At 68.9% G+C, this 17,417-nt stretch carries 20 protein-coding genes; 12 read left to right on the top strand and 8 right to left on the bottom strand.

Translation table 11 applies throughout. From position 1 onward, the window contains the following. Window positions 1–2 precede the first annotated feature (2 nt). Window positions 3–638 carry a prepilin peptidase gene (locus ABD223_RS21845; RefSeq protein WP_344038213.1) on the top strand — a complete coding sequence of 212 codons (636 nt, stop codon included), beginning with the start codon at window positions 3–5 and terminating at the stop codon, window positions 636–638. Between the two features lie 43 nt (window positions 639–681). On the opposite strand, the gene ABD223_RS21840 is transcribed toward ABD223_RS21845, so the two are convergent. The 7 genes from ABD223_RS21840 to ABD223_RS21810 all read right to left on the bottom strand — a co-directional run bounded on the left by ABD223_RS21840 (window position 682) and on the right by ABD223_RS21810 (window position 7,205). Further along, window positions 682–1,053, bottom strand: a complete 372-nt coding sequence (locus tag ABD223_RS21840; protein WP_344038212.1) for a winged helix-turn-helix transcriptional regulator — start codon at window positions 1,051–1,053, stop codon at window positions 682–684. A 105-nt stretch (window positions 1,054–1,158) separates the two neighbouring features. Further along, window positions 1,159–1,770, bottom strand: coding sequence for a GGDEF domain-containing protein (locus ABD223_RS21835; RefSeq protein WP_344038211.1), 612 nt, complete (start codon window positions 1,768–1,770; stop codon window positions 1,159–1,161). Window positions 1,771–2,034: 264 nt separating this feature from the next. Then, window positions 2,035–2,886, bottom strand: a complete 852-nt coding sequence (locus ABD223_RS21830; RefSeq protein ID WP_344038210.1) for an SDR family NAD(P)-dependent oxidoreductase — start codon at window positions 2,884–2,886, stop codon at window positions 2,035–2,037. 57 nt (window positions 2,887–2,943) lie between these two features. After that, the gene (locus ABD223_RS21825) at window positions 2,944–3,975 is read right to left on the bottom strand and encodes a GAF domain-containing protein (RefSeq protein ID WP_344038209.1); all 1,032 of its coding nucleotides are present in this window, start codon (window positions 3,973–3,975) and stop codon (window positions 2,944–2,946) included. Between the two features lie 178 nt (window positions 3,976–4,153). Then, complete coding sequence (locus ABD223_RS21820) at window positions 4,154–4,636, bottom strand: NUDIX domain-containing protein (protein WP_344038208.1); 483 nt, start codon at window positions 4,634–4,636, stop codon at window positions 4,154–4,156. Continuing rightward, entirely contained in the window at window positions 4,633–5,841 is a 1,209-nt protein-coding gene (locus ABD223_RS21815) for a helix-turn-helix domain-containing protein (protein WP_344038207.1), read from the bottom strand. Before ABD223_RS21815 ends, ABD223_RS21820 begins: the two co-directional genes overlap by 4 nt. A gap of 1,127 nt (window positions 5,842–6,968) precedes the next feature. Beyond that, the gene (locus ABD223_RS21810; RefSeq protein WP_344038206.1) at window positions 6,969–7,205 is read right to left on the bottom strand and encodes a hypothetical protein; all 237 of its coding nucleotides are present in this window, start codon (window positions 7,203–7,205) and stop codon (window positions 6,969–6,971) included. Between the two features lie 87 nt (window positions 7,206–7,292). Between ABD223_RS21810 and ABD223_RS21805 the strand changes: the two genes are divergently transcribed. The 11 genes from ABD223_RS21805 to ABD223_RS21755 all read left to right on the top strand — a co-directional run bounded on the left by ABD223_RS21805 (window position 7,293) and on the right by ABD223_RS21755 (window position 15,694). Then, window positions 7,293–7,772, top strand: a complete 480-nt coding sequence (locus tag ABD223_RS21805; protein WP_344038205.1) for a hypothetical protein — start codon at window positions 7,293–7,295, stop codon at window positions 7,770–7,772. Between the two features lie 6 nt (window positions 7,773–7,778). Further along, on the top strand, window positions 7,779–8,492 hold the full coding sequence (gene queC / locus ABD223_RS21800) for a 7-cyano-7-deazaguanine synthase QueC (protein ID WP_344038204.1): 714 nt from the start codon (window positions 7,779–7,781) through the stop codon (window positions 8,490–8,492). A 191-nt stretch (window positions 8,493–8,683) separates the two neighbouring features. Then, window positions 8,684–9,463 (top strand): reverse transcriptase domain-containing protein, encoded by a 780-nt coding sequence (locus tag ABD223_RS21795; RefSeq protein ID WP_344038203.1) that lies wholly within the window; start codon window positions 8,684–8,686, stop codon window positions 9,461–9,463. 5 nt (window positions 9,464–9,468) lie between these two features. After that, window positions 9,469–10,026: a formylglycine-generating enzyme family protein gene (locus tag ABD223_RS21790; protein ID WP_344038202.1), complete on the top strand. Its 558-nt coding sequence runs from the start codon at window positions 9,469–9,471 to the stop codon at window positions 10,024–10,026. After that, the gene (locus ABD223_RS21785; protein WP_344038201.1) at window positions 10,023–10,484 is read left to right on the top strand and encodes a DUF6884 domain-containing protein; all 462 of its coding nucleotides are present in this window, start codon (window positions 10,023–10,025) and stop codon (window positions 10,482–10,484) included. The genes ABD223_RS21790 and ABD223_RS21785 overlap by 4 nt, the downstream gene beginning before the upstream one ends. After that, window positions 10,469–11,545, top strand: coding sequence for a glycosyltransferase family 2 protein (locus ABD223_RS21780; RefSeq protein ID WP_344038200.1), 1,077 nt, complete (start codon window positions 10,469–10,471; stop codon window positions 11,543–11,545). The genes ABD223_RS21785 and ABD223_RS21780 overlap by 16 nt, the downstream gene beginning before the upstream one ends. After that, a complete protein-coding gene (locus ABD223_RS21775; RefSeq protein WP_344038199.1) occupies window positions 11,542–12,519 on the top strand; it encodes a radical SAM protein in 978 nt (325 codons plus the stop codon). Before ABD223_RS21780 ends, ABD223_RS21775 begins: the two co-directional genes overlap by 4 nt. Then, window positions 12,516–13,079 (top strand): phosphoribosyltransferase, encoded by a 564-nt coding sequence (locus ABD223_RS21770; RefSeq protein ID WP_344038198.1) that lies wholly within the window; start codon window positions 12,516–12,518, stop codon window positions 13,077–13,079. Before ABD223_RS21775 ends, ABD223_RS21770 begins: the two co-directional genes overlap by 4 nt. Continuing rightward, a complete protein-coding gene (locus ABD223_RS21765) occupies window positions 13,072–14,211 on the top strand; it encodes a glycosyltransferase family 4 protein (protein WP_344038197.1) in 1,140 nt (379 codons plus the stop codon). Before ABD223_RS21770 ends, ABD223_RS21765 begins: the two co-directional genes overlap by 8 nt. Next, window positions 14,211–15,065 carry a 5'-3' exonuclease gene (locus tag ABD223_RS21760; protein WP_344038196.1) on the top strand — a complete coding sequence of 285 codons (855 nt, stop codon included), beginning with the start codon at window positions 14,211–14,213 and terminating at the stop codon, window positions 15,063–15,065. Before ABD223_RS21765 ends, ABD223_RS21760 begins: the two co-directional genes overlap by 1 nt. Window positions 15,066–15,070: 5 nt before the next feature. Continuing rightward, entirely contained in the window at window positions 15,071–15,694 is a 624-nt protein-coding gene (locus ABD223_RS21755; RefSeq protein ID WP_344038195.1) for a PIG-L deacetylase family protein, read from the top strand. A gap of 14 nt (window positions 15,695–15,708) precedes the next feature. Here ABD223_RS21755 and ABD223_RS21750 read toward each other — a convergent pair whose 3' ends face one another. Next, entirely contained in the window at window positions 15,709–17,226 is a 1,518-nt protein-coding gene (locus tag ABD223_RS21750) for a helix-turn-helix transcriptional regulator (RefSeq protein ID WP_344038194.1), read from the bottom strand. Window positions 17,227–17,417: the final 191 nt, after the last annotated feature.

The raw sequence follows: 17,417 nt of genomic DNA, 5'->3' as shown, positions 1-17,417 counted from the left end.
GGATGAGCGGAGTTCTCATACCGCTCTGGACCGGTGCCGGCATCCTGGTCGGCTCGATGCTCGTCGCCCCGACCCTGCGGCTGCTCGCAAACCCTTCTTCCGGGCCACTTTCCGTAACCTTGTCGATTCCTGCGCTGACAGCGTTCACCTTTGCCGTTACGGCATGGCGGTTCGGCGCATCGTACGACTTGGTCCCTTACAGCGTGCTCGCTTCCGTCGGGGTTCCTCTTGGTGTCATTGACGCCCTGGAACGGCGCTTGCCTCGCCGCTTCCTGTTGCCGAGCACCCTTGTTTTCGGGGCTCTGTTGCTGGGATCGGCCGCAGTCGACGCCAAGACGTCGGACTTGTTCCGCGCACTGGCGGGCATGGCGATCCTCGTCGTGGTGTACCTCGGCATGGCGCTGCTCATGAGCGGAGGACTGGGCGCGGGCGACGTCAAGCTCGGCGGCCTGCTCGGACTCGCTCTCGGCTGGCTCGGCTGGAACACGCTGCTCATGGGCACCCTGCTGGGATGGCTGACCGCGGCTCTCACCTGCCTCCTGCTGCGGGCGACGGGCCACTGGACACGCGGTTCGGATGTGCCACTGGGCACTTTTCTCCTGCTGGGCGCGCTCATGGCGATCAGCATCCCGTCCTGAGGCGGACGTCGATGTAGTGGAACAGTCTGCATCGTCCCGGTTTTCAACCCTCCTGTTCACTCGGTTCGATGTGGACTGCCATCCATTCTGCTACAGGGGTCAGCTTGTCGATCAGACATTGTGCGGCTGGCGTGAGGGCATAGGTCACAGATCGAGGGAAGACCGCCACCTCCTCGACGCGGAGGACGAGACCGTCCCGTTGCATGCGTCGCAGTGCGCGCGACAAGATGCTGTCATGCAACGTCGCACCAGTTCCTCCCCGGTCCAACTCGCAGCAACGGTGAACCTCTGCACGAATCTCACTCCAGTGCAGCGGCCCTGCGGCCAGGGTCGCGAGAATCGCCGTATCCCATTTCCCTCCGAGCAGCCGGAAGAGTCCGTCCAGAGCGACGAAGGAAGTCTTTTCGCTGATCATGATGGCCCCCGATGACCGTACGAGTGTTCCAATGTGACTGGAGGTCGCCCTGAGGGCGACACCTCAACCGGATCGAATAATTCCCTCGAAACTTGACGTCCGAAGTCAACCGTAGTCAGTGGTGTGCCGATACGGGCTACGGCATGGGCATCGCGATTGCCAGCCGTTTCGTTTAGAAGTCAGCAAAGCGGCATCAGCCGCCCGCACGAGCTCTTCAAGGTCTGCCGCCGCGTGGGTGAACGCCAGGCCGATCGACGCCGACAACCGCGTCACGTGCACTGCCGTGCCATCGACAGCGGTCGCCGGCACGACCAACTCCTGGATTTCCCGAGCGATGTGCCGCACGATCCCCTGCACGCCCCCGGCACCGCGAGAGGTGAGCAGAACCACGAACTCGTCGCCGCCGTACCTGCCGATCACGTCACCGCGGCGTGTCACCGACCGAAGCAGGTCGGCCACCGCCCTGAGCACCATGTCACCGGCCAGGTGCCCGTACCGGTCGTTGACCGCTTTGAACCGGTCGAGGTCGATGAACAACAGGGCGCCTCGACGCTCGCTGCCGATCTGTGCGAGTGCACCAGCGGCGGCGTCCTGCCAACTGCGCCAGGTCAGCAGCCCGGTGCGATCATCGAGCGTCGACCTGTCGTCCCAGGAGCTTCCGCAGACCCAGCACCGCGCGAAGGTGAGAGCTGGTCCGCCGTACCGACCGACCAGCAACGCGAGCAGGTGCCACAGGCGGTACAGCAGCCTATGACGTAGCGCGTCGCGAGTCCCCTCATGATGATCATTAGCGGCTACGGCTCGTCGAGACACGTTGATCCCCGATCGCGTAGAGGGCCGCCCGCAGGCAACCCGATCACAGCAATTCAGGGACCGGCCCGATAGCTCCAGAGCCAACCCAACCTGCACACGCAGGTTGGCACAGAGTAAGCAGCCGTCCGGATCGGGTCAAGCGCTACACCAGGTGAGAGACCCCCGGAATCACTTGGCAGGATGTCGCCTCGTCCGTCGCAGCAGTTCCACCAGTCGTTGGGTCAACGGCATCAAGTCCTGGTAACTGCCGCCCAGCGCGTGCACGACCGCCGATACCGCGCGAGCGTCGGCACCGACCAGTACACGGGCACGACGGCGCTCGACCCCGCGGAGGATGACGGATGCCGCGTGCTCCGGTTCGGTCCGCGCGACTCTCGACTCGAAGTTCTCGGTGACGGCTTCCCTGTTCTCACCGGAGGCGAAAAGTCCATTGCGCACGATCGAAGTGCGGACCCCGCCCGGGTAAACACAGGTCACCGAGATCCGATTCCCCGCGCGAATCATCTCCTGCCGCAAGGAATCACTGAAGCCGCGAATGGCGAACTTCGACGAAGTGTACGCTCCGTACTTCGGGGTTGCCATGAGACCGAACGCGCTGGAGAACGTGACGATATGCCCTCCCGCCGATGCGGCGACATGAGGCAGGAATGACTTCACCGTGCGAACCGTACCGCCCCAGTTGACAGTCATGACCCGCTCGATGTCCGACATCTCGGAGTCGATCAGAGACCCGCGGTGGATGATCCCCGCAACAGCGAATACCGCGTCGACTCTGCCGAACTCCTCCCTGGTCGCATCCGCGTAACGCAGCACCCGATCCCAATCGGTCACATCCACTGTCTCGGGCCGCACCCGTGCTCCGACCAGTTCGCAGCGACGCGCGGTGTCCAGTACAGCGACGCGGTCTCGATCCGACAGCGCGACCTGTGCGCCGCGTCGGGACAGTTCAATGGCCAGCGCCCGACCGATCCCCGCGCCCGCGCCGGTGATCACGGCGACTTTGTCGTCGAAGTAACCCACTCCTGCTCCCACCTTTCACCAGAACGCTGCCTCGCCGGACGGGCTTCGATCGCAGACTCAAACGACCTGGTCGTCATCTGGCATGGTGAGGGTCACCAGAGCGGCGGTGGTGTGCTGGTCGAGCAACATGAGGGCCGCCGTAACGGTCATCCACGTCCAGCCGCCATCCTCCGCTCGAAGCCGCAGCGAGGCGCGTGCGTGGCCGCTGTCAGCGAGAGCCTCGGACATCTGAACCGCAGTGCGAAGATCGCCGCGGTGGACGGCCGGCTTGTGGGGTGTGTCGAGCTTCCAGGCGACTTCCGGAGGCGGGTCGTCGAGCCAACGCAGCAGTCTCATCGTCCGCAGGTCCACGATCGCCCGCCACCGGCCGGGCACGGCCTCGGCGGCTACGACTTGTTGAGCCAGCAGCACCGGTGCCGCCGGTGGTGCCGCCGGCACGCTCTCAGCCGGACCTATGTCATGCGTGATCCCCCGCACGACCAGTTCAACCTGCCCCTGGTCGTTGAGCGTTTCAACGCACCGGCAGGCGAAATTCACCGCGCGTCGCGTGCCGTCATCGCGCTTCACGGTCCACGTGGCCTGGTGTTCCGTTCCAGGTGTCGCGTTGACGATCAGAGCAAGGGCCTTCGACTCGTCGGAGTTGGTTTGCAACCGCCCGTATGCGAACAACTCGGCCAGGTCGTGCTCGTTCTTCCAGTTCTCTGCTTTTGTTCCATACAGGCGGAGGAGGTCATCCGATCTGCTGCTGACGTGCCTGGTGATGTTGACGTGCCATGCGCCCGCCGGATCTTGTGGCGGCGGTTCCTCGTGCGCCCTGCCCACCCATGCGCAGACTCCGTGGACATGACCGCCATAGGTCTTCAAAGGGTGTCCGATCAACCGGCGCTTCCCGACGGTGGCGGCCATTTCCACCGATGCGCCGGTTTCGATCACCTGGGAGATCAGCGTCAGGGAATCTTTCAGAAAAGGGCTGCGGTCGAGGATTTTCCGCAACGGCACCATGCTTCTCGGACTGCGCCCCACCGCGATCACCGTCGGTTCGCGGCGGTGTCCACCGAACGTCTCGACCAACAACCAGTCGGCTGCCATCTTCCCGTCCCGGTCGAAGTAAGCTCTGTCTCGGGAGCGTACCGCGGCGCCGGTATAAGCGCTCGATCACCGACGAGCACACAGGTGCGGCGCCGCTCCTTGCCGAAGGGGACTCGACCCGACTTCGGGGAATTGCGGTGCGGTCACGGGTGCGTCCAGCGCGCCAGAGCCGTCCGAGTCATTCCGAGTAGTCCGTGACGCCCGTCGCGAGGGCGTCGTGGGCACGGGCCAGGCGCTGCGCCATGTCGGGCCGCAGCATGGACTTCGCCTCGGTGAGTTCGGCGAAGGCGTACTCACCGATCTCCGGATCGCAGATTCGGATGGACTTCACCTGAGCGGGTGACAGCGTGCCACCGTCGAAGATGAACACCAGTTGGTCGTCCCACGGTCCGTGAGGTCCGACCCAGTCCAGGACCAGCACACGGCCGGCGGTGACGGTGAGGCCGAGTTCCTCGGCCAGCTCGCGCACACCCGCCGCCCTCGGCGGTTCGTTGCTCTCGACCATGCCGCCGGGCAGGTCCCAGTGGTCCTTGTAGGTGGGGTTCACCAGCAGGATGCGCCCGGTGTCGTCCCGGATCAGCAGGTCGGCGGCCACGCGCTTGCGCGCCTGCCTGGCGTTGCCTTCCGCGAGGTAGGCGAAGCGCTCCTCGTCGTCGGTCATACCGGCCACGACGACATCTCACCGTTGCTCCCGGAGGCGACCGAGAGGCCGGCCAGCGCGGCGAGGAACGACGAGACCTGGCTCGACTTCGGCACCATGCCCAGCACCCCGCCGAGGGCGCGGAGCTGGTGCACCACCCTGGCCGAGTTCAGGGAGGCGGTCGTGCCGCACGCTTCGTGGCCGATCGCCGCCGCCTCGTCGACCCGGCCCGCGTGCACCAGGACGTTGGCGAGGGTGAGCTGGGCGAAGGTGCGGCTCCGAACGCGGTCCTCCGACCTCAGGCGGATGACTTCCCGAGCACGGCGTTCGGCTTCGCCGAGTTCCGTCAGTTGCAGGAAGCACAGCGCGGCTTCGCTCGCCAGCGACGCTTCGTCGAACCCCGCGATCCACCGGGCGGGTTGTTCTCCACCGGCCTGGTCCAGGATGCGCTCGGCGTCTTCCAGTGCGGTGCAGCAGCCGGCACGGTCGCCGATGAGGGCGAGACCGCGGGCGCGCATGGCGTGGAGCCGGGCGATGAGCCGTGAAGTGCCGTGGGTCGCCGCGGCCTGTCCGAGTCCTTCGGCGGCGATGCGCAAGGCGTCGTGCGGTTGTCGCAGCTCGATCGCCAGGTGCGCCATCGAGGCACAGGCGTTCGCGGCCAGCGCCCGATCGTCTCCGGCCAGCGCCAACCGGAAGGCTCGATCGAAATACCTTCGGGCGTTCCCGTCTTCTCCGCTGTCGTGCGCCATCCACCCTGCGATTTCGGTGATCGACGCGGCGGCGGCGAACAAAAGAGGGACGGAGACCCCGAACGTGGGCGACACCAATTGCGGCGCTATTTCATGGGTCAGGTAGTGCGCGGCCGACGGGTACAGGGCGCCTCCACCGATCCTGCGGTCCGCGATTTGCCACTCCTGGGCTGTGGCGAAGATGCTGTCGATGACCTGCCGGCCGTCAAGATCGCCCAGTCCTGCGATGCCCGTGGGTGCGACGGTTGATGAGGGAGCGCTCTGCGGAGTGGTCCCGTCCAGCAAGGCGGCGAGGCGGTCGGGCGTGGCCTGGAGCGCCTTCGCCAGGTCGGGGCGCATCCACGGCTGTGGTGTCTGAATGCCGCGCTCCCAGCGGGCGACCGTGGAACGGTCGACCCTCATTCGCTGGGCGAGCGTCTCTTGCGTGTACCCGAGGGCTTCGCGACGTTCCGCGAGGCTCTGCCGCCGTACCGTCATACCGTTCCTCCCGCGCCGGTAGCCCCAGGATCGTCCCGCTGTCGTTTGGCCAGGTCAAGCCTGACGCGTACCAGTGGGACCCAGCACCATAGTGGATCTTCGCCCGTCGGGGCGCGCCGTGTCTTCCCAGAGCTTTCGACCGCGCGGTCCGGCTATCGCAGGTCACCCTGTCGTGTCTTGCCCTCGTCCAGCCGGTACCTGGAGCATCGCGCGTTTCACCCGTTCGGCATAACCATGCCCGATTGGAAAACTTGCAGGTCACGATGCCTGCCGCCCTGTGAACGCCCCATCACTGCTGCGTTCCCGCTCTGGTTCGTGCCGCCCGGCGGACGTTTAGCTGCGTTGGCGGGTTCACGGCGGTTCTACCAGCGCCGTTACCCGGTTCTCCGGTTCGACCGGTGGCAACCGAACGCTTGACGCCACAGGAGTAGCAGAAGCTCGGGAAAAAATAAATCGGGACTCGCTGAATTATGGAGTAGATGATGACGCTCTCCCAGCGATTCGCGGAACCTCCGGTTTCGCGATGCCCACAGACCAAGCTCGCTGTGCCGCGTTTCCTCGTGCAGCCGGTGTGGGTACGGAGTGGGACCACCGCTCAAGGCGGTGACGCACGATGAACGACCGCGGACCTTGGGCGGTGACGTGCCGCGATGTCGCCGGCCGCCCTCGGAGCCTGACGGTGCACGTGCGCGGCTCGGAGGTCGTGGTGGTGGCGCCCGCCGGTGAGGCAGCCGCGCTCAACGCCACCGAGGCCGAACAGTTCCGCTCCGTCTTCACCGCCGCCGCCGAGGCGGCCGACACGCCCGCGCCAGGTGGATCCGGCCCCTCCGGGGGAACCGGCACGGCGAGCACGGTGAAGCAGTGCGGCGACGGTGTTCCCCCGACCGTCGCAAGACTCCCTGCTTCATCGCCATATCGCGGCGGGACCACGACCCCGATACCTGGTCCCGCCGCGAACCCCGCCCTGAGGGGTGGGGCGCCGTGATGCCCTTGGCGCCGGTCATCACGGCGATCGCTGCTGTGGTGTTCGTCAGTTGCCTGCTGTTGCGCGCATTCCGGCAGCGATGTTCTCGAACGACGTCCGGTAGACACAGCTTGACCGTGTCCTACGTCGGCAGGCACTGGCGTCAACCGAAGCAGCCACCGTCACCCGTGTTGGTGTACGCGCTGAAGACGGTCGGCACGCACGGCTTGGGCTTCATCAGGGAAAGCGAAGCCGTGTGAGCCGTCTCGACGACCGGCCGATGACCGTGCGCTTCGCATCCGGTCGGCCGGCGTGGGCGCGGAACTGCGCCTGACATCCCTTGATCCGCGAACTCGTGCCGACCGTCGATCAGCACGGTCCGCGCGGCGATGAGCAACACGTCCCCCGATCACGGCGGGGCCGGGGTTTTCCCTTGAGGCACCCCGGTTCCGCCGCACCAATCCCCTGTGCTCAAAGGAGCCTTTCCATGACCACGGCAACAACGACCTGCACCGGACAGCGTGACGCCACGCCGAGGGTGCTCTCGTGGCACCAAGCCGAGCTGCTGAGCTGGCCGACCGCGATCAACCCCGACACCGGAGGGGTGAGGCTGCGACTCGGGGAGAGCATCGACGCCCTGGTGATGCGGGCGGGGTTGGGTGGCGAGGTCAACCACGAGCTCACCTGGGCGATGATGCGCGCGCCGATCATCGTCGTGCCCCGTCCGAAGGTGGTCGACTGGGTCTTCCTGACCCAGCCGCGCACGCCGATGCGCCAGTCGACCGTCAACGACCTCATGACCGCCCAGGTCGGGTGGTACCGGGAGGGTGACACGATCGAGCTGCCCGTCTTCGGCACGGCTGAAGGCGGGTTGAGCTGGTTGCAGCAGCCTGAGCCCGGCGTGGAGCTACCGGGCTGGGGAGCCGTTGTCGGCGCGGTTCGGCGCACCTTCACGCGGACGTGGTAACCGGCCATGACCACCGAACACGCCGAGCACCGCCACCCCGACCACGCGGTCGTCATCGCCTCCGGCGGGCTGGACTCCACCGTGCTGGCCTACTGGCTGGCCGCCCGCCGCAGTCGTTTGACTCTGATCTCGTTCGACTACGGACAGCGGCACCGCGTCGAACTCGACCACGCCGCCGAGATCGCCCAGCTGCTGGACAGTCCGCACCGGATCGTCGACCTGACCAGCCTGGGCGCGCTGCTGACCGGTTCGGCGTTGACCGACACCTCGGTGGCGGTACCGGACGGGCACTACACCGATGAGTCGATGTCCGCCACGGTGGTGCCCAACCGCAACGCGATCATGCTCGACATCGCCGTGGCGGTGGCCATCGCGAGGGGCGCGGACGCGGTCGCCTTCGGCGCGCACGCAGGGGACCACACCGTCTACCCGGATTGCCGACCGGAGTTCGTGGAGCGGTTCGCCCGCAGCGTGCAGACGGCCAACGAGGGCCTGTTGGTACCGGAGTTCCAGGTGCTCGCTCCGTTCCTGACGCTGACCAAGACCGACCTCGTGCGCCTCGGCGAGGCCTTGGCGGTGCCGTTCGCTCGCACGTGGTCCTGCTACCGGGGCCATGAGGTGCACTGCGGCACCTGCGGAACGTGCACCGAGCGCCGGGAAGCCTTCCGCGACAACGGCATCGCCGATCCCACCGTGTACCGGGCCGCGCAGAGGATGTGAGCGTCGTGGATGCGAAGCCCACGGGTACCGGGCCTGAGCGGGGCCGTCTTTCCCCCGGTCGCAGCTCGCGCGTGTTGGGTTGCGAGCCTGGTCGCGGTGATCGGGGGAGCGTGCCTGCCGCCCAAGCAGGTTCGACGCTAGCGCACTCCCCCGCAGTGCCGCCAGCCCTTGTCCGGCAGGCGCACTCGCTGATGCCGTTGTTGGACGAGAAGCGCTTGCGGACCGCGTTGCGGCAGTGCGGGCGGCGCACCTCCGCTCCCGGTGCGGACCGGATGACGCCGGCGGAGTTGCGGCGACGTTCCGCCGAACTGCTGCCCCGGCTGGCCGAGCAGTTGGCCGAGGGCACTTGGCGGCCGGGCCCGGTGCGGGAAGTGGCTTTCCCGACCTACACCGGCAAGCCGATGACGGTGTGCGTGCCCACGATGGTCGACCGGCTGGTGCACCGCGCGCTGCGCAACGCCCTCGAACCGGTCTTGGAGGCGCAGGCACTGGCCGACTGGGTGTCCGGCTACCGGCCGCGCCGCAACCGCATCACCGCGCTGCGCCACGCCGCGGCTCACGTCGAGGCCGACTTGCGCGCGGTCGCCGACGTGGACGTGGCCTCGGTGTCCGAGGGCGCCACGGTCGAGCAGGTCGTCGACTGGTGCGCGCAGCACGTCCACGACGGCACGTTCCTCGACCGGGTGCGCACCGCCCTGACCGCGATGCCGCACCCGATCGCGCCGGGTTCCGGGCTCGCGCCGATGTTGATCAACCTGCGCCTGTCCCGCTCCGACGCCCTGCTCAGTGGGCTGGCAGTGGTGCGGTTCGCCGACAACTACGCCGCCTTCGCCGCCGACGAGACCGAGGCCCACACCGCCTTCACGGTCATCACCGAAGCCCTCGCCCGATTCGGGATGCGGCCCAACGAGTCCAAAAGTCGCGTGCGAGCGCGCGCCAACGTCGAAGACCTGTTCCTGATCGGGGGCTGAACACCATGAAGATCGAGTGGGTCGAGGTGCCCGGCGGGACCTGCCGATTCGGTGACGGCGCCCGACCGGTCGGGGTCGGTGCGCTGCTGTGGACGCGCACCCCGATCACCTACGCCCAGCTGCACGGGGAGCGCGGTGGTGGCCACTGGCTGCACCCGATCACCGGGGTGACCCACGCCGAGGCCGCCGAGATCGCCCACGGCCTGGGCGGGCGGCTGCCGACCTCGGCGGAGTGGGAGTGGATGGCGGGCGGAGCCGCCCGACGACGTTGGCCGTGGGGTGACCGGGACTGGACACCCGAGTTGGCGAACCTGCGCGACTCCGGCCTCGGCACCACCAGCCCGGTCGACGCCCACTCCGCCGGAGCGACCCCGGAGGGGCTGTTGGACGTGGCGGGCAACGTCTGGGAGTGGACCGCCCGCGCCACGATGGGCGGCGGCGTCACGCTGCGCGGCGGCTCCTACGCCTCGCCCGCGCTGTACGCGCGCACCACCTTCCTCAACGCCGCGCCCGCCGAGCTGGCCTCGCCGGGCATCGGGGTGCGGGTGGTGCGCAGGCCATGACCACCATCAGCGGGCTCGAGTCCGAGCAAGGGCTGGTCATCGTCTCCTGCAGCCGGGAGAAGCTGGTCACCACGACCCCGGTCCCGGCGCTGGAGCTGTACCAGGGCGCGCTCGTGCCCCATCTGCGCGACCACCTCGCCCCCGAGCACCGGGCACGGGTGCGGATCCTGTCCGCCGCATACGGCCTGCTGCACCCCGACGACCTCGTAGACACCTACGAGCGCAAACTGCGGACCCGCGGCGAGGCACAGGCGCTCCGACCCCACGTGGCCGAACGCCTGACCACCGACCTGCGGACCGAGGCGCTGCGGCACGTGCTGGTGGTGCTGGAGCCGCTGTACCAGACCGCCGCCGAGCGCCTGTTCGACCACGCGCCGCCGCTGACGTTGACGCTGCTGCCGAACCCCGTCGACTGGTCCGGCACGAGCGCGGTGCTGTCCGGTTGGGGCTGGTTGTGACCGCGCCCGAACTCGCTCCCGGCCCGCTGCCGTTGCGAGAGGAGATGTTGCGCCACGGCAACGACCACAGCTCCAGCACCCACGCCTGGGAAGCCGTGGCCGACGGGATCGGCTGGCACCAACCCACGCCGTCGGACTGCCGGCTGGCGCCATCCCGCACCGTTTCGGTGGTCATCCCCGCCCACCAGGTGGGCTACAGCCTGCCCACCGTGCTCGACGCCCTGGACGCCCAGCACCACCCGTACGGGTTCGAGGTCATCGTCGTCGACGATGCCAGCACCGACGACACGGCCCAGGTCGCCGCCGGGCACCGGGTGATCGACCGGCTGGTGCGGCTGCCGCAGAGGATGGGCGCGGCCACCGCCCGCAATGTCGGCACCGCGCTCGCACGCGGTCAGACGGTGCTCTACCTCGACGGCGACATGGTGATCCCCCCGCACGTGATCACCGACATCGCCGCCCGCGCCACCGACACCAGCGTGCTGGTCGGCTTCCGCCACAACCTGCGCCACGAGGTCCACTCCCAGGACCCGACCACCCTGGGGCGCGTCCCGGCCCTCGCCGCCGATCACCGGGTCGTGTGGCGGCCACCGCCGAACACCGTGCTGCCCTACAGCGGGATCACGCTGCCCGAGCCGCTGGACGGCCGTCCACTCGACCACACCCACGACTTCATCAACCTCGGGTACGGGCACTCCTATTACGACTGGGACCTGCCCCGCATGGTCGTCACCGCCCTGGTCGCCGTGCCCCGCACCGCCGTGCTCGACGTCGGGGGCTTCGACGCGGAGTTCGGCCGCCTCGGGTGGGGCATGGAGGACACCTACCTCGGGGCATGCCTGATCGCCGCCGGACTGCTGGTCATCCCGCTGCGCCAGGCCGTCGGGTTCCACCTCGACCCACCCGATGCCGCGCAGCAGTGGCAGCACAAGCTCGCCGGCTGGCCGCACACCCTCGCCCGCTATCGCGACCTGCTGGAATTGCCCGCCCCGCGAGGCCGCACCCAGGACTTCATCGCCGCCATGAACAACCTGCTCACCCACTGCGAGGTGCTCCCATGACCACGTCGACCGGGACCTCAGGACGCGCTTCGGCGTGCCGGATGGTCTGCTGCGGCACGCGCGGCGCAACCGGCGTCGTCTACGACCCGCTCACCGGCCTGACCCACCGAACCGACGACCCCACCCTGGCCGGGCGCACCGCCCTGGCCGAGGAAGGCATCGCGGCACTACCCGAGGTACACCCAGGCGAGCTGGGCGACACGACGCCGGTCAGCGTGTGCTGGTCACCCATCGTGCGCTGCAACCTGGCCTGCCCGCACTGCCTGGACGACAAGATCGTCCCGGAGCCCGGCCGCGGCGAACGCGCCAAGGTCGCCACCAGGATCGCCTCCTCCGGAGTGCTCGGCGTGGACGTCTCCGGTGGCGAACCGCTGCTCATCCGCGCCCTGCCCACCCTGCTCGACGCGCTGGTCGACGGCGGTTGCGCGGTCAGCGTCACCACCAACGGCACCCACCTGTCCCGCCGTGCCGAAGCCCTCGCCCGTTGCGTGGACGCGATCCGGGTCAGCCTTGATGGCCCGGACCCGCAGCGGCACGACCGGTGGCGCGGTGAGGGCAGCTTCGCCAAGGCCGTTTCCGGCATCCGCGCCGCCATCGCCCACGGCATCCCCACTCAAATCCAGACCGTGCTGATGCGCTCCACCACCGCCGGCCTGCCCGCGATGGTCGAGCTGGCCGACCGGCTCGGCGTCCACGGCGTGACCGTCCTCCAGTACCTGCCCTTCGGCGAAGGCGCCCCGCTCGCCGCCACCGAACAGGTGCCCGACGACGAGGCTCTCGACTTGATCGCCGCGCTCGCGCCGACCCCGGTGCCGGTACGACTGCGCACCCGCGCCGATGCCGCCGGGTTCACCGTCGTGCGCGCCGACGGGCAGGTCTGGCGCAACATGCCGGACACCAGCGCCATCGCCGCCCTGCGCCCGCTGGCCGGGCCGACCAGCCTGGCCGTGACCGGACGGGACGGGTCGGCATGACCCGCACCGCACAGCGCGTGTTCGAGCACCGGCGCATCTGGCGGGTCACCCCCGACGCCCTGCGCGAAGCCTGCCTGCTGCTGTTCGCCGCCATCAGCCGCGACCACCCGACGGTCGACCACGTCGTCGGCATCGCCAACGGCGGCGTCGCCCCCGCCCACATCCTCGCGGCCCGTCTCGGCGTGAAGCCCCGGACCGTGCAGGCCCGGCACAACACCGACGACGACCTCTACCGGCAGGCCACCGGCAAGGTCACCGTCGACTTCGACGCCTTCCACCGCACCCTCGGCCACCGCGAGCTCGACGGCACGATCCTCGTGGTCGACGACATCTGCGGCAGCGGCGCCACCCTGCGCGAACTCCGCAACGCGCTCACCCCGGTCCTCGCCCCGGACTCTCGCGTGATCACCGCGACGCTGTGCCTGAACACCGGCGCGCAGACCTGTCCGAACTACTCGGTGTGGGCCGTGTCGGACTGGGTCAGCTTCCCCTGGGAGAAGCGCCCCGACCAGCCGACCACCGACCTTCCCATCCCGGACCGGGTGACCAGCCATGCCTGACATCAGCAAGTCCTTGACCGTGGCGTTCGTCCTGGCCTCCTACACGCGCGACGCACCGGCCGGGATGGAACGCGCCACCGCCGCCCTCGCCCGCGGGCTGCGCCGGCACGGGCACCGGGCCCTGGTCATCACCGCCATCGAGGCCGACGCGACCGATGGCGGAGTGGACGAGGACCTGGTCTCGCTCGGCTCGATCGAGATCGCCTTCCCCGCCGCCGATGACGAGCTGCGCGAGGCGATCAGCACCCACGGCCAAGACGACGTCATCGCCTCTGACCTGCGCGCCCTCTACCGCCATCACGGTGTCGACATCGCCGTCTACGTCGACGCCCTGTGGGGGCTCGGGCGCCTCGCCCCAGCCTGCGACGGGGTGCGCACGGTGCTGGCGATGCACGTCGTCGGCCACGACCAGGACCTCACACCTGCCCTGGAACGCGCCGACGTGGTGCTCGCCCCGTCGACCACAGTCCTCGACCAGGCCCACGACCGGGGCTACGACAGCACCTGCTGGCGGATCGTGCGCAACGCCCTGCTCGACGACCACGCCCCGCCCGACGACCGGCACCGGGAGGCGCTGCGGCAGGGCGGTCCGGTGCGGGTGCTGGCCCGGCTCGGGCCGGAGAAGAACATCCGCGCCCTGCTCGACGCCGGTCGCCTCGTCGACCGCGGCATCGAGGTCGTCCTCGCCGAGGCCGGGTTCGAGCACATCACCGGCGCCCAAGCCGCCGAGTACCGCCACTGCGCCTACTCCGCCGCCCACCTGCTCATGGGCGGCATCCGCGAGGGCGGCCTGCCCTGGAACCAGGTCCCACCGTGGCTGGCCGAGGCCGCCGTGGTCATCGTGCCCTCGACCGAGGAGACCTTCGGACTCGTCGCCCTGGAGGCCATGAGCGTGGGCACCCCGGTCGTCGCCTTCGACGTGGGCAACCTGCCCAACCTCATCGGCAGCAGGACGGGAGCGGGCGGGATCGTTGTGCCCCGCGCGCACGGCGAGTCCGGGCTGTGGGGTGCCGCCGAAGCCCTCCTCGACGATCCGGTACGCTACTCAGCGCTATCACGGGCTGCGTACTACCGCTCGCGGGACTATCTGCCCACCACAGTCGCCCATGACTTCCTCAAGGCGGTGCGGTGATGTCCCATGCCCCTCTTCTGCTGGTCGACGGCCACAACCTGCTCTGGCGCGGAGCCTTCGGCTTCCCCGCCGCGATCCGCTCCCGCGACAAGACCCGCGACCTGACCGCCGAGTTCGCCTTCTTCGCGCTACTGCGCGTAGCCATCCGCGAGGAGTTCACCTCCCCGCCGGAGGTGATCGTGGTGTTCGACGGCCAGCACGGCGCGGCCGAACGCCAAGCCGCCGACAGCGACTACAAGGCCAACAGGGTCCTCGACGAAGCCGCGCTCAAACCCATCCGCGCCATCCCGCACGTCCAGGAAGCCCTGACCGCCTACGGGCTGTCCTGGATCGAGATCGACACCGCCGAAGCCGACGACGTGATCGCCACCCTCGTCGCCCACACCCGCCGCGACGACCCCGACCGCCAGGTGTGGATCATGTCCGGCGACCGCGACTTCTACCAGCTCCTCGACGACCACGTCCGTGTGCTCAACACCGCCATGAAGCGGGGCCGCCGCCACATCGAGCCCGACACCGTGTTGGAGCGCTTCAACGTCCACCCGACGCAGTGGGCGGACTTCCGCGCCCTCACCGGCGACCCGGCCGACAACATTCCCGGCGTTCGCGGCGTCGGCGCGGGCACCGCCGCCAAGCTCCTGGCAGGCGGTCTCACCCTCGACCAACTCCCCGACTCCGGACGACTCACCGGCACCAAGGGCACGGCCATCACCAGCGCCTGGGACCAGGTCGTCGCCTGGCGCGACCTGATCAGCATGCGCACCGACCTCGACCTCCCTCTGCTGCCCACCGGCCGCAGCAGCCGGACCCTGCCCGCGCCCGCCGAGGTCATCGACAAGCTCGGGCTGTGGTGACCCCGGTGACCGCGTTCATCCCTCCCGCCTCGGTGTTGGCCGTGATGGCCCACCCCGACGACGCCGAACTCTGGGCAGGCGGCACGCTCGCTCTCTGCGCCAACGCCGGAGCCGACGTCACCATCGCCGTCCCACGCCACCCCGAACCCCGCGCCGGCGAAGCCGCCGCCGGGGCCGCCATGCTCGGCGCCGGGCTCCACCAGATCAACGAGCCCATCGCGGCGGCCATGCGCGAACTGCTGCTGGACACCCGCCCCGAAGTCGTCCTCACCCACCCGCTGCGCGACGCGCACCCCGACCACCGGCGCATCGCCGAAGCCCTGTTGGAAGCGCTGCCCGAGGTCGTCATCGCCACCGGACACCCGCGCCGGATCTACACCACCGACACCTACAACAGCCTCACCCTGGACGGCCCCGTCCCTGCCCACACCACCGTCGACATCACCACCACCTGGGCCACCAAGCAACGCGCCCTGGCCACGCACGCCTCCCAGCCCGTCACCGAGCACTTCGGGCCGATGGCCGAAACCCTCGCCCGGCTCTGGGGTGCACGCATCGGTGTCACCCATGCCGAGAACTTCATCCCGCTACCCGTCCTTGGACGCCTGCCCGCCGCGCCCTTCCTCTGACGGCGGGTTCTCCGTCACACCGCCAGCAGCTGGTGGCGGTCCCTCCAGGCCAGGCGGAGCAACGTCAGCGAGCTGGCCGAGATGCGAGGTTCCAGCCGGTCGATCGCCTCGGCGGTGAACGGCATGTCGGTCCGGCCGCCTTCTCCCACGACACGTCCCTCGTCGTTGGTCGTCACCATGTTGGTGAACAAGAAGTCGAACACTTCGCCATCCACCACCGCAACCGTGCGCTGACTCGGCCCGAGTGTGAGCGGATCCATCACCAAGCCGTAGTGCCACAGCCGGAACCGCCCTTCAGCGCGAGCCCGCTCGAACGAACGGAACGGCTCTTCTCCGGCGTAGTCGATCGAACGCGCCCCGGGACCGTCATGCTCAGGGTTACCGAGGAACTCTTCCGAGTACTCCCGCATGATATTGCGCCACAAGGAGAAGTCGTTGCGCACATCGACCCCGGCGAGCGACGAGGGCTGGAACTCGCCGGAGGGCATCACGGTGCACATCCCTCCCCCGTCGGCCACGGCCTGACCGTCACGTTGGTGCATCACGAACCGGTGCTCACCGCTCCGGCCCCTGCGGATGGTCAGGGTGGCGATACCAGGAGACATCGACCGCCGCGCCGGGTCGAACGGGTCGCCGATCGCCGAGCGCAACGGCAGCGCGTCCCAACCGGGGACCGAGCCGCCCGACGCCAGCCAAGCCGCCTTGAACTCGTGGGCAAGAGCTTCCTTGACGTCGAACACCTCGAAGAACGTGGTGGTTCCGAACGTGAGCGCCAGCCCATCGTGCCGGGACACCTCCAGCAGCCGGTAGCTGAGCCGGTTCTCCAGCAGCCGAGGCCGCACCAGGTCCCGCACCGCCCGGCTGTAGCCGGCGTAGCGCCGGCCACGGACGTTCAACGGCAACACGTGGTCCATCGGGTCGGCTTCGGGGGTCGGGTGCTTGATGTCGGAGAACACCAGTTGTACCGAGTCCAGCTCCACTGGCTCGTCCAAGAGCCATCCAGGACCTGTCAGCACATGACCGCCAGGTGCGCGATGCTCCTTCGGGTACAACCACGCCGCCAGCTCCGCCAGTTCTCGGCCCCGTGTGCCGGAAGCACGACGCACGCGCAGCCACTCCGCCTGGCTCCGCCGCACGTGCTCGGCGACCTCGGGACCGAACACCGCAGTCACATCGCCCACACCATTTGCTTGAGGCGGATCTTGGTGAGGAACGGTGTCGCCCTCCTGGGACACCGTTCCTCCATTGCCGATTCGCACGGTGCCTTCCGGGCCGGGTGATGCCGGCACGAGCAATGCGTTCAGTTCTTCGAGGGTCAGTCCCAGTGCCTTCGCGATGCGTGGCCTGCGGTATGGCTGTGGGGTCAGGCCGCCACGTTCCCAGCGACCGACGGTGGAGAACTCCACCCCCACGGCATCCGCGAGACTTTCCTGGGTGTGCCCCATCAGCTCGCGCCGCGCGATGAACGAATCCCGCCGATCGCCCACGAAGATCACCTCACCCGTCGGTCCGCTGCCACGATAAGCGGCCACCGGCCGAGACTGATCACGCGCTTGTCCAGCTGCACCCGTTTGGGCTACAACCTCTCCAGAGAAGTTCCTGCAGCTCAGAGGCCATGTCGCCCCGTGCACGCCTCTCGGCCGCAGCACGATCGCCCTGGTGGAGGGCGTCGGTAGCGGCGTTGACTGCGCTCGGGTCCGAGGTGGCAGTTTTCAGCCCAGCC

This window comes from Saccharothrix xinjiangensis, from assembly GCF_039527585.1.
In the GTDB taxonomy this organism is placed as follows: Bacteria; Actinomycetota; Actinomycetes; order Mycobacteriales; family Pseudonocardiaceae; genus Actinosynnema; species Actinosynnema xinjiangensis.
This window is presented reverse-complemented; position numbering and strand designations above follow the sequence as displayed.